8 protein-coding genes are annotated in these 12,856 nt (G+C 45.6%); all 8 read left to right on the top strand.

The annotated features are described in order from the left end of the window. Window positions 1–16 precede the first annotated feature (16 nt). Window positions 17–3,403 carry a response regulator gene (locus J4N37_RS12915; RefSeq protein WP_010450108.1) on the top strand — a complete coding sequence of 1,129 codons (3,387 nt, stop codon included), beginning with the start codon at window positions 17–19 and terminating at the stop codon, window positions 3,401–3,403. A gap of 844 nt (window positions 3,404–4,247) precedes the next feature. Further along, window positions 4,248–5,930, top strand: a complete 1,683-nt coding sequence (locus tag J4N37_RS12920; RefSeq protein WP_010450110.1) for an ABC transporter substrate-binding protein — start codon at window positions 4,248–4,250, stop codon at window positions 5,928–5,930. Between the two features lie 171 nt (window positions 5,931–6,101). Further along, the gene (locus J4N37_RS12925; protein WP_038884262.1) at window positions 6,102–7,088 is read left to right on the top strand and encodes an ABC transporter permease; all 987 of its coding nucleotides are present in this window, start codon (window positions 6,102–6,104) and stop codon (window positions 7,086–7,088) included. A gap of 2 nt (window positions 7,089–7,090) precedes the next feature. Further along, window positions 7,091–8,116, top strand: a complete 1,026-nt coding sequence (locus tag J4N37_RS12930) for an ABC transporter permease (protein ID WP_010450114.1) — start codon at window positions 7,091–7,093, stop codon at window positions 8,114–8,116. 2 nt (window positions 8,117–8,118) lie between these two features. After that, window positions 8,119–9,102 (top strand): ABC transporter ATP-binding protein, encoded by a 984-nt coding sequence (locus J4N37_RS12935; protein ID WP_010450116.1) that lies wholly within the window; start codon window positions 8,119–8,121, stop codon window positions 9,100–9,102. Between the two features lie 48 nt (window positions 9,103–9,150). Next, window positions 9,151–10,146 carry an ABC transporter ATP-binding protein gene (locus tag J4N37_RS12940; protein ID WP_045393911.1) on the top strand — a complete coding sequence of 332 codons (996 nt, stop codon included), beginning with the start codon at window positions 9,151–9,153 and terminating at the stop codon, window positions 10,144–10,146. A gap of 71 nt (window positions 10,147–10,217) precedes the next feature. Beyond that, on the top strand, window positions 10,218–11,957 hold the full coding sequence (locus J4N37_RS12945) for a glycoside hydrolase family 9 protein (protein WP_252041127.1): 1,740 nt from the start codon (window positions 10,218–10,220) through the stop codon (window positions 11,955–11,957). Window positions 11,958–11,959: 2 nt separating this feature from the next. Then, complete coding sequence (locus tag J4N37_RS12950; RefSeq protein WP_045393906.1) at window positions 11,960–12,850, top strand: glucosamine kinase nucleotide-binding domain-containing protein; 891 nt, start codon at window positions 11,960–11,962, stop codon at window positions 12,848–12,850. The last annotated feature ends 6 nt before the right edge of the window (window positions 12,851–12,856 follow it).

Raw genomic sequence — 12,856 nt, forward strand, 5'->3', positions numbered from 1 at the left:
GAGTTGTAACCATCCCATGTTTAAGTTTTACAAAAAGCAGAAATTTAAGCGACTGCAGAATACTCTCATGACCGCATTTCTGGTCTTAAGTATTACGCCTTTGACGATCACTGCGATTTTCTTCCTACAATCACACAGTAAAGATTTACAAGAACAGAGTACATCTCATCTTCTCTCTGTCCGTGATACTAAGCAGCAGCAAATCTTAGATTATTTTGCAGCCCAAGAAACCGAAGTCATGGGCTTTGTTCGTTCTGAGCTCGCATACGCGAGCGGCGGACGCTTCTATGGTCTCGTGAATGCATTTAATCGCTTGGGTCAAAGTGAAGAAGAATCTCGTGAAAATGCACAGCAACGCTACATAAAAGGTAGTGGTGATCAGATAAAAACGTCGATTTTACCCGAATCTTCCAATTACGTAGGTAGTGAGCGTTATCGACTACTACATAAACGTTATCACTGGGCATACCTAGAGCTGCTTAAACGTTCTGACTTCAACGACATTCTATTGGTCGATATTGACGGCAACGTGACGTATTCAATCAACAAAGATGACAACTACGGTACCAACCTACTAACAGGACGCTATAAAGATGCCGCTTTAGGCAGAACATTCAAGCGCCTATCTGAAGATGTAAGTGCTCGCCGTAAAGTCAATGAAGACTATACGCCAGTTGTTATTTCTGACTTTGATGTAGAAAACGGTAAACAAGTTGCTTGGCTTGGCGCTCCAATTATCCAACAAGGCTACCTACACAGCTATGCAATGTTCCGCCTACCGAGTAACGGGATCACCAAATTAATAGCGGAGATCAACCGTGACACTCCTATCGAAACTCTTTTAGTTGGGTCTGACCATAAACCAAGGACAATCAACACCAAAAGTAACGAAATTAACAATAGCTTAATCGTGGTTGATAAGGCGCTACAAGGTGAAACTAGCGTAGAAACTTACACCAATGGAGTGGGTGAAGATATCATGGCTGCATTTGCGCCAATCAGCAATCGAGGGATTACTTGGGCGCTAGTAGTTCAATTGCCAGAAAAACTCGCCTTTGCTCGCGTGCATCAATTAGAAAAGTTGTTTGTTATCGCGATGTTTATCGCCATTATTCTAGTGATTATTGCGTCGCACTACCTATCTAACTTCATCACTTCCCCTTTACTTAAGCTGACTTGGGCAGCAGAGAAAGTATCCGCTGGTGATCTAGATGAAACGACTTTTAATACTGAACGAAAAGACGAAATCGGTCGCCTGGCAATCAGCTTCGAACGAATGCAGCGCTCTATCCGCGAAAAAATCCAGACGATTAAACAACAAAATGCAGAACTAGAGAGCAACATTAAACTCATTCAAAAGCAAAATGAGGATTTGCAGCTCGCTGATAAGCTCAAAGATGAATTCCTTGCCACCACTTCTCACGAGTTAAGAACACCATTACATGGGATGGTTGGCATTGCCGAGACATTAGTTTCTGGAGCGAATGGAGTCATTCCCGCGAGCCAGAAATACCAGCTCGATATCATTATTAAAAGTGGCCAACGACTCGCCAGCCTAGTTGACGACCTACTTGATTACCATAAGATGCGCTACGGCAGTATGGATATTCAAAAATCTGCCGTTAACTTACCAAGTGCTACGCAACTGGTTCTTGAGCTGTCTAGCCACTTGTTAGGCAACAAAACGATTCGGATTATCAATCAAGTTCCTAGTGATCTTGTTCCAGTATCGGCCGACCCTCAGCGCTTAGAACAAGTTCTCTATAACCTTATTGGCAATGCGATTAAGTACACATCTGAAGGTAAAATTGTTATTTCAGCAGGTGTGATAGACGATCACATCCGAGTGCAAGTTGTAGATACAGGACAAGGGATACCAGCGGAGCAATTAGAGCACATCTTTGAACCTCTGATTCAAGCAGGCCAAGACTCCACCCGATACCGCCAAGGTGCTGGGCTCGGCCTATCGATCAGCCGTCAATTGATTGAACTGATGGGCGGCTCTCTCTACGTGAGTAGCCAGCCGATGGTTGGTACTACATTTAGTTTCACGCTACCTGTAGCAAGTGAAGATGAGATCTCTCTGACTCAAAACCTTTCAGTTCGTGGCCATTTCCAGGTGCCAGAAAACGGAGTCGAAGTAAATGAGGAGCCTTCACTTCCAGAGAACCCGGACGGTCCACTACTGTATGTTGCTGATGATGAGCCTGTAAACCTACGTGTGCTAGAAAGCTTCTTACGGCTTGAAGGCTACCGAGTAAGAACGGTAACCGATGGTCCAGAAACACTAGAACTTGTTGAGAAAGAAAAACCTGAGCTGTTATTGCTTGATATCATGATGCCTGGAATGAGTGGCTACCAAGTTTGTAGCGAACTACGTAAACACTACGATCATGCCGAGCTTCCCGTCATTATGCTCACTGCACTCAATCAAACTGAAGATCGTGTTCGAGGATTTGAAGCTGGCGCGAATGACTATTTATCCAAGCCATTCAATAAGCATGAACTAGCAGCAAGGATTCAAGCACATTTAACCGCAAGTAAGGCAGAGCAACGTCGAATCGAGAACAAGCAGCTTGAGAGTGAACTAAAGCAACGCGCTCAAGTAGAAGCTAGCTTGCTAGAAACTCAAGGGCGACTTTTAGAGCAGCTAGAGTCTGCTCCTGAAGCGATCATATGTTTACGGGAAGACCAACGAATTCGATTTGCGAATGAGGCTGCCTGCAAACTGTTCAAGCGCAGCCTAGAACAGTTGCGACGCTCATCTGCAGACGAGCTTATCGCCCCTAAATATTTGACCGTTAAACAGCCTCATTACTGCGGAAAAATTGATATTTATGTTGAAGATGTTCGCCAAAATATTGAAGCGGATATCCTCAAGCTTCCTGAAGGTTCAGGCCTCGACGTCATGTATATCTTTAACGTTGGAGGGGGGGCAAGCGCGACTCGAATTTACAATCTGGAAACAGCTGTAGAAGTATTGTCTAGCTATGCATTTGACGGCGATAAAGACCAACTACAAAAGCTGAAGGAACTGGGTGGCGAGTTTACACGCCTAGCTGATAAAGCTCTGGGTAACAAGAAGGATAAGCAGGATCTAATGCGGGAAATACTGGTTGATACCATGATTCATGCCCTAGATTACTGGGAGTCTGCTACCGGAGAGAGTAAATTTGCTTTTGCAGAACAAAGCGGCCTTTGGCGAGTGTACTTAGACAGAAGCACCCTCCAAACACGAACCTTAGATAAATACCTACGTATCGAGACGCTACCTAAGACACCTCGTTGGCGAACGGTACTAAGCTCTATAGAGTTTATTCTTGAGCATTGTAAAGAACAAAGCCCCGATCGTAGCCACATTGAAGCACAGCGCGATAAACTGCAGAGGTTACTCACTAGCTAGCCAATTTATTAAATAGCCCCACCAGCCCGGTGGGGCTTTTTTTCACCCAGTGCAAGTTAACTAGGCACTCCATAGCTCTGGCTCCTATCACTCCCCAACTCAGGTAATCAAAGCACCTTGGCCAACCACAACCTTGAGATTATTCAAGTCGACACCAAACTTAGGTGCCAACAGGAGCAGCCAAAACATTGGAAGCAATACAACAGAACTCATTTTCAATGAGCTATCTTACGCTATTTTTATCACCTTCATTTTCTACTGATTTACCATTTTTTATCTTGCAAAATACACCTCAATCACACTTCATTTCTCGTATAAAAAAAGCATGTTCAGCTGCTTTCTTTCGCTTACAAAAACAGCCATTTTCACTCCAATCAGGCTAATAAGACCAACAATTGATGTAGATTGAGACGTCAATCACAACAGAACGGCAGATTAAATTTCACCTAATAAATTAACGTCATTTTACGCTGTGAGCCAGATCTCCAATGTAATCAAAAGGCAAAAACCCCTGCATTTAAAAATAACCACAGGTTAGCAATCACTAACATAACAAGTTTAACCCCATATAAACTGCGAGGCATATCAATGTTCAAAAAATACGCTCAGAGAGCAAAATTAAATCAGAAATGACGTTTATAACGGAGATTTGATGTGTTTTAACGTTTTTAACGGGAATCGAGTTTGATTATTTAGTAGATAAGGTGTTTTCTTAGTCCTGCCTAAGGCCTACAGGCCACTCTAGAACTCAGTTGTAATGACAGAGGTAGGCCTTAGAGAGTGTTTATCAATTGATGACATTCAATTCCATTAGTGAAATGAAAGCAAATAGTAAGGAACAGCTATGCTTGCCAATATTAAAAAAACAGCACTAGCAACAGCAATTATTGCCACTGCTACTACAGGTTTCGCATCAGTAGCAACAGCAGCTGAACGTAGTGAGCTGACTATCCACCCTAAAGAGTTTACAACTTTTGTTCGTAACTTTAACCCGTTCTTGGGTGCAACTAACCTGCACACAACAACAGACTTCATCTACGAGCCATTAGTAGTTTTCAACGAAATGCATGGTAACACGCCTGTATTCCGTCTAGCAGAAAACTTCAAAATGGCCGATGACCTAATGAGCGTAACTTTCGATATTCGTAAAGGCGTGAAGTGGTCTGACGGTAAAGCATTTACTGCTGACGATGTTGTTTACTCATTCAACCTAGTAAAAGAAAAACCTGAACTAGACCAATCTGGTATCAACTCTTGGGTTACTGGCGTTGAAAAAGTTAACGATTACCAAGTGAAGTTCCGTCTAAGTGAGGCGAACTCAAACGTTCCTTACGAAATCGCGAAAGTACCAGTTGTACCGAAGCACGTATGGAGCAAAGTGAAAGATCCATCAACATTCACTAACGAAAACCCTGTAGGTACTGGTCCATTCACAGAGATCGATACTTTCACTCCTCAGCTATACATCCAGTGTGAAAACCCGAACTACTGGGATGCAGCTAACCTAGATGTAGACTGTCTACGTGTTCCTCAAATTGCGAACAACGACCAGTTCCTAGGTAAGATTGTTAACGGCGAAATGGACTGGACGTCTTCATTCGTTCCTGATATCGACCGTACTTACGCTGCAGCAAGCCCTAGCCACCACTACTGGTACCCGCCTTCAGGCACTCAAGCGTTTGTTGTGAACTTCAAGAACCCAGACGCAGCTAAAAATGAAGCACTAACAAACGTTGATTTCCGTCGTGCATTCTCTATGGCACTTGACCGTCAAACTATTATCGATATCGCATTCTATGGCGGCGGTACAGTGAATGACTTCGCATCTGGTCTAGGCTACGCATTCGAAGCATGGTCTGACGAAGCAACACACAACAAGTACAAAGGCTACAACACGTACAATGTTGAAGGTGCTAAGAAGCTTCTATCAAAAGCTGGCTTTAAAGACGTAAACAAAGACGGTTTCGTTGATACTCCATCAGGCAAGTCTTTTGAACTTCTAATTCAATCTCCAAACGGTTGGACAGACTTCAACAACACAGTACAGCTAGCAGTTGAACAACTAGCTGAAGTAGGCATCAAAGCTCGTGCTCGTACACCAGATTTCTCTGTGTACAACCAAGCGATGCTAGAAGGTACTTACGACGTGGCGTACACCAACTACTTCCACGGCGCAGATCCACACTTGTACTGGGATAGCGGCTACAACTCTAAACTGCAATCTGGTGACGGTATGCCTCGCTTCGCGATGCACTTCTACAAGAACGAGAAACTAGATGGTCTACTTAACAGCTTCTACAAAACAGCTGATAAGCAGAAGCAGCTAGAGATTGCTCACGGTATTCAGCAAATCATCGCTCAAGACCAAGTAACTATCCCTGTGATGTCTGGTGCTTACATGTACCAATACAACACAACTCGCTTCACTGGTTGGTGGAACGAAGAAAATCCTAAGGGCCGTCCAAACATTTGGGCTGGTATCCCAGAGCGTCTACTTCACGTACTGGACCTAAAACCGGTTAAATAAGTAGAAGTTCATTCCTCGCGGCACACCTTCCGTGTGCCGCCTATAAAAAATCCCCTCGTGACCAAAGCAACATATGGCGCTCGTCGTCAGGGGATTTTTCGCTCTAAATTTCGCTAGGAGCGACCTGAAACCAGAAACAGGGAAAAAATCTGGGTGAGTAAGGTGTGAGTTATGGGTTATTTTTTAAGACGTTTGTCGTTCTATCTTGTCGCGCTCTTGGTTGCAGCGACGTTAAATTTCATTATTCCGCGAGCAATGCCTGGTGACCCAGTTACCATGATGTTCGCTAACGCTTCAGTACAGGTTACGCCAGAAAGAATCGCAGCAATGAAAGAGTTGCTAGGTTTCGTTGATGGTCCTATTTACATTCAATACCTGTCATACATCAAAAACATTCTAAGCTGGGAGCTAGGTACTTCTATTCAGTTTTACCCGCTTTCAGTTAACAGCCTACTAGGTAGTGCATTCGGCTGGTCACTATTTCTTGCTGGTACTGCAGTAGTACTTTCGTTCTCGATTGCTTCTGTACTAGGTATCTTCGCGGCATGGAAGCGTGGCAGCAAATATGATGCTTTCGTTACGCCAGGCACACTGATTGTTCAAGCGATTCCACAAATGGTTATCGCAATGCTAGCGCTATTTACATTCTCAATCGGTCTGAAATGGTTCCCATCAGGTTACGCTTACACTCCAGGTACTATTCCAGATTGGACTAGCTGGGAGTTCCTAAAAGACGTTGGTTACCACGCAATCCTGCCATTATTCTGTGCAACGATTGTTCAGATTGGTGGCTTCCTGGTAAACATGCGTAACAACATGATCAACCTTCTTGCTGAAGATTACATCACAATGGCAAAAGGTAAGGGTCTGAGCGAAAACCGCGTAGTATTCAATTACGCTGCACGTAACGCTCTTCTACCAAGTGTGACAGCACTTTCCATGTCACTAGGTATGGCGATTGGTGGTCAGCTAATTATCGAGATGATCTTCAACTACCCAGGTCTAGGTACCGTTCTTCTAAACGCAATTCACGCACGTGACTACCAAGTACTTCAAGGTCAGCTAATCATCATGACCATGTTCATGCTGTGCTTCAACTTAATGGCAGACATGCTGTACATGATTCTAGATCCTCGCCTACGTAAGGGAGGCAAATAATCATGAAAGATCTATTCAAACTAATTCTGGGCAACCCGTTCGCACGTATTGGCCTAGGTATCGTAACTGTGTTCCTGTTCGTGGCAATTGCCGCACCATTAATTACCAAGCATGCTCCTGACAAACGTACAGGTAATCCACATGAGTACCCGGGCTTTGTTGTGAAGCAGGCGCAGAATAACCCTGATGGTTGGGTCGCGAAAAACCTTGCTGATGACCGTCGCACACTGATCATGTCTAAGAAGGCTGACCATGTTATGGGTACAACCCGTATGGGTCGTGATGTTTGGTCTCAAGTGGCTTACGGTGCTCGAGTATCGCTAGGTGTTGGCTTTGGCGCTGGCATTATTGTGTGTTTCTTAGCAACGGTAATCGGTATCTCAGCTGGCTACTTTGGTGGTCGTGTCGATGACATTTTGAGTGCAGCAATGAACATCATGCTGGTAATTCCTCAGTACCCACTATTGTTCGTACTTGCTGCTTTCATTGGGGAGGCAGGCCCGCTCACCATTGCCTTGATCATCGCTGGTACCTCCTGGGCTTGGGGCGCCCGTGTCGTTCGCTCTCAGACGATGGCACTGCGCGAGAAAGAGTTTGTGAAAGCCGCTGAAGTACTGGGTGAATCGTCGTTCCGTATTATCTTCGTTGAGATTTTGCCAAACCTTATCCCTATCGTGGGCGCAAGCTTCATCGGTTCGGTAATGCTAGCAATCAACACAGAAGCGGTAATCTCGTTCCTAGGTCTAGGCGATGCAAATACTATCAGCTGGGGCATCATGCTGTACAACGTACAGACTTCGTCTGCAATGCTTATCGGCGCATGGTGGGAAGTACTAGCTCCTTGTATTGCACTGACTCTACTGGTTACAGGTCTTGCTCTACTGAACTTCGCAGTAGATGAAATTGCTAACCCTCAGCTTCGTTCTCACAAAGGCATGAAGCGTTGGAAGAAATTGGCAGCACAAGACAAGAAAGAACGTGAGCCAGAATTGGCACCACAAAATGCACTATGGAGCGGAGATAAATAATCATGACTGCACCACTAATTTCTATCCGTAACCTATGCGTAGACTACATTACAGACGCGGGCGATGTCCGCGCCTGTAACAACGTCAGCTTTGATATTGCACCAGGCGAAGTATTCGGCCTAGCCGGTGAATCAGGCTGTGGTAAATCAACCGTTGCATTCTCGCTAATGCGCCTTCATAAGCCGCCAGCGTTTATCACAGGTGGTGAGGTTATCTTCAACGGTGAAGATATCCTCAAATACAGCGATGACCGCATGCAAGCCTTCCGCTGGAGCGAGATGTCGATGGTATTTCAAAGCGCAATGAACGCTTTGAACCCGGTTCTTACTATGGAAGAGCAGTTCTGTGACGTAATCATGCGTCATACCAATATGACTCGTGCTCAAGCGAAAGTTCGCGCTGAAGGTTTATTGGAAATCGTAGATATCCACCCTAGCCGTCTAAACGATTACCCGCACCAGTTCTCTGGTGGTATGCGTCAGCGTCTGGTTATTGCTATTGCTTTGGCTCTGAATCCAAAAATGATCATCATGGATGAACCAACGACGGCACTAGACGTGGTTGTTCAGCGTGAGATTCTGCAGAAGATCTATGCACTTAAAGAAGAGTTTGGCTTCTCCATTTTGTTCATCACCCATGACTTGTCATTGATGGTCGAGTTCTCTGACCGCATCGGCATCATGTACTCGGGTGAACTGATTGAAGTCGCGCCTTCTAAGCAAATTCTGGAAAGTCCTTACCACCCTTACACTAAAGGTTTGGGTAGCTCTTTCCCTCCATTAACTGGTCCTAAAACCAAATTGACTGGTATTCCAGGCAACCCTTTGAACTTACTAGAAGTTCCTCAAGGCTGCCGCTTCCAAGCTCGTTGCGAACGCGTCCACGAAGCTTGTACTCGAGTACCAACTCAGCTGCGTCAAATTGAACCTGGTCGTTTCTCAAACTGCCACTTATACGGCGATCCGATTGCTCAAGCCAAGGTTTAACAACAAAAAATAACGCTAGCTAAGAACAAAATTACACTGGAGAGAATTATGAGCAAACAACTCGGCGAACTGCTGATTGAAGGTAAAAATGTCGTTAAGGACTTCCCTTTAAACAGTAACTCAATCAAGCAGTCTAAGATGCGTGCTATCAACGACGTATCATTCAAAATGTACAAAAGCCGCGGTTTGTCAGTAGTAGGTGAATCTGGTTCAGGTAAATCTACTACCGCAAAAATGATTGCGAAAATGTACGCCCCGACCGATGGCATCATCGAGTACAAAGGTCGTGATATTCAAGATATCACGTCTAAGCACGATTTGATGACTTACCGCGAAGGCGTGCAAATGGTATGGCAAGACCCGTTTGGCTCGCTAAACCCAACACACAACATCTTCCACCATATTGCTCGCCCACTGTTGATCCACAAGAAGGTTTCACCGGGCAACAAGAAGGAACTGGAAGAGCGAGTGTACGACCTACTAGAACAAGTTGGTCTGATTCCGCCAAAAGAGACCGCGCAAAAGTTCCCACACCAACTTTCTGGTGGTCAGCGCCAACGTGTGAACTTGGCTCGTAACATTGCGGTCGGCGCAGAAGTGGTGCTGGCTGACGAACCAACGTCAATGCTCGACGTTTCAATTCGTGCCGGTGTTCTTAACCTGATGGAAGAGATGAAGTTTGAGAAGCAAATGTCTCTGCTTTATATCACTCACGACATCGCAACAGCGCGCTACATCGCTGAAGATCTCGCAGTTATGTACGTGGGCCACATGGTTGAATGGGGTGATACAGAGGAAATCATTCATGATCCTCAACACCCGTACACGCAGCTACTGGTTTCAGCAGTGCCAGATCCATCGAAGTCAATTCACGAGAAACTAAAAGGCAACAAAGGTGAGATCCCACTGTGGACACCAGAATCCGTGGGCTGTCCATTCGCTGGGCGCTGTGTTCATGCCACAGAAAAATGTCGCGAGCGACTGCCTGGTGTGACGCAACTGTCCGATAACCACTTTGTTCGTTGTTACTTATTCGAAGATTAATCATAACGAGGGTCAGGCATCAACCTGACCCCTTTTTCCCTTTATATTTTATTGTTTCCCGGAGAAATTGAATGCTGCTACTGACTAACCATATTGGTTATGAGCGTCTGGGCCCTAAAAAAGCTATCATCCAGACGAGCCGATCACGCCTGTCTTCTTATACGGCTTTATTGGTTTGCGCCAATAGTCATCAGACGGTTGCCACCCTAACCCTAGAGAAGCAAGGCAAAGTAGCGAACTGGCATCAAGGTCATTTCTACCTGATCGACTTTTCTTCATTTAATACTCCAGGTCACTACTATCTTCGTTTCGATCATTTACGCTCATCTCACTTTGAGATCGGCGAACACATTCTTCTCGATCACACTCTATCCGATGTGATCCACTATTTTAAGTCGCAACGCTGTGGCGGTATTTTCGATCAACAAGATCGTCAAGCACCACTACTTAACTCTAACGAGACGGCGGATGTTCATGGCGGTTGGTATGACGCATCAGGTGACGTCAGCAAATACCTAAGCCACTTGTCCTATGCCAATTACCTCAACCCTCAACAAACCCCTATGGTGGTTTGGAATATGTTGAAAGGTTTGTCTCTGCTCCAAGGCGACGAGAAACTGGCTAAATTCACAGAAACTCGCCTCATTGAAGAAGCACTATTCGGCGCAGACTTCCTTGTTCGTATGCAAAATGAAAAAGGCTTCTTCTACATGACCGTGTTCGACAAGTGGAGTAAAGATACAGCGCAACGCGAGATTTGCGCGTACGAAACTCAACTTGGTCATAAGCTTGATGACTACCAAGCTGGTTACCGACAAGGAGCCGGCGTTAGCATTGCGGCATTAGCCTCAGCAGCACGCCTAGACTTTCACGGTGAGTTCGACCAACAAAAATATCGCAATGCGGCAGAAAATGGTTATTGGCACCTAAAAGAACACAACACCCAATATCTAAACGATGGTCAAGAGAACATCATCGATGAATACTGCGCGCTGCTCGCCGCAGTGGAGCTATTCAAAACGACGAAAGAAACGCGCTACATAGAAGAAAGCCGCTTGTGGGCCAACCGTCTTTCAGCTCGTCAAATGAGTGATGAGCACATTCAACACTTCTGGTCAGCCAATCAAGATGGTAGCCGCCCTTATTTCCATGCGGCAGAAGCCGGGCTTCCTGTTATCGCACTATGTGAGTACTTATCAATTGAAGACGACTCTGAGCTCGCATCACCAGTAAAACAAACCATCAACAGAGCGTGTGAATTTGAAGTCTCTATCACCAACAAAGTAACCAACCCATTTGGCTACCCTCGACAATACGTAAAAGGTGTGGATGAGGCCAAACGTGATGCGTTCTTTGTGGCACACAACAACGAATCCGGTTACTGGTGGCAAGGTGAAAATGCTCGCCTGGGTTCACTGGCAGCTATGGCTTATGTGGCGCAACCTTTCATCGAGTCAGAAACTCTACAGCAGCAGCTTTCAAAACTGGCACAAGACTCTATGAACTGGGTTGTTGGCTTAAACCCGTACGACATGTGCATGTTAGACGGTCACGGCCGCAATAACCCTGATTACCTTCCGCAATACGGTTTCTTCAACGCAAAAGGTGGCGTATGTAACGGCATTACTGGCGGCTTTGAAGATGAGGAAGACATTGCATTTAATCCACCAGCACAGAAAGACGACATGCTTCAAAACTGGCGCTGGGGAGAACAATGGATCCCACATGGTGCTTGGTATCTACTCGCCGTAATGAGTCAGGCTCAGCACATCTCAACTTTAGCGAACTCTCAAGCATTCAAGGAACAATAAACATGGGGATGTATTTTGTAGGTATTGATGGCGGTGGCACTTCATGTCGCGCCCGTATCAAAGACGCGCAAGGCAACTTCATTGGCGAAGCAAAAAGTGGTAGTGCCAACATTATGTTGGGAGCAGAAGTCGCAATGGCATCGATTCTTGAATCTATTGCTTCAGCAGCACAGCAAGGCGGCCTAACCCAACAAGACTTTGCCTCTATGCACGTAGGTTTAGCGCTTGCAGGAGCTGAGCATAAAACCTCTTGGCAAGCATTCATGGTTTTGGAACACCCATTTGCCAGTATGACACTCAATACCGATGCTTACGGAGCATGTATTGGTGCGCATAACGGTGAAGATGGCGCGATCATGATTGCAGGAACAGGTTCTTGCGGCATTTTCCTAAAAGGCCTTGAGCAACACGTTGTTGGTGGCCGAGAGTTCCCAATATCCGATCAAGGCGGCGGTGCTGTAATGGGTCTACGCCTAATTCAGCAAGTCTTGCTGGCAGAAGATGGCATCCGTGAAAAAACACCTCTGGCCGCGCACGTTATGGCTCATTTTGAAAATGACGTCGACAACGTGGTGGCATGGTCTAAGCAAGCTCTGCCTCGCGATTACGGTCAGTTCTCTCCAGCAATTTTCCAACATGCAGAACAAGGTGATGCACTGGCGATTGAAATGCTAAAGCAAACCGCAGCGGACATAGAAATGTTCTTAGTTGCTTTGAATAAGCGCGGCGCAACTCGTATTTGCTTGATGGGTAGCATTGCCGAGCGAATTCTGCACTGGCTATCTCCACCAGTACAACAATGGGTGGTAGAGCCTCAGTTTGATGCGATTGAAGGGGCAATTATGTTTGCTGGCAAGCCAGAACATAACCTTTACTCGGTAAGTGTTGAATAGGAGTGA

It is taken from the genome of Vibrio sp. SCSIO 43153 (assembly GCF_023716625.1).
Lineage (GTDB): Bacteria > Pseudomonadota > Gammaproteobacteria > Enterobacterales > Vibrionaceae > Vibrio > Vibrio rotiferianus.

Excerpts from the sequence above, each read along its gene's own strand:
- J4N37_RS12915 (WP_010450108.1), top strand. The coding sequence starts at position 17 with ATGTTTAAGTTTTACAAAAAGCAGAAATTTAAGCGACTGCAGAATACT.
- J4N37_RS12920 (WP_010450110.1), top strand. The coding sequence starts at position 4,248 with ATGCTTGCCAATATTAAAAAAACAGCACTAGCAACAGCAATTATTGCC.
- J4N37_RS12925 (WP_038884262.1), top strand. The coding sequence starts at position 6,102 with ATGGGTTATTTTTTAAGACGTTTGTCGTTCTATCTTGTCGCGCTCTTG.
- J4N37_RS12930 (WP_010450114.1), top strand. The coding sequence starts at position 7,091 with ATGAAAGATCTATTCAAACTAATTCTGGGCAACCCGTTCGCACGTATT.
- J4N37_RS12935 (WP_010450116.1), top strand. The coding sequence starts at position 8,119 with ATGACTGCACCACTAATTTCTATCCGTAACCTATGCGTAGACTACATT.
- J4N37_RS12940 (WP_045393911.1), top strand. The coding sequence starts at position 9,151 with ATGAGCAAACAACTCGGCGAACTGCTGATTGAAGGTAAAAATGTCGTT.
- J4N37_RS12945 (WP_252041127.1), top strand. The coding sequence starts at position 10,218 with ATGCTGCTACTGACTAACCATATTGGTTATGAGCGTCTGGGCCCTAAA.
- J4N37_RS12950 (WP_045393906.1), top strand. The coding sequence starts at position 11,960 with ATGGGGATGTATTTTGTAGGTATTGATGGCGGTGGCACTTCATGTCGC.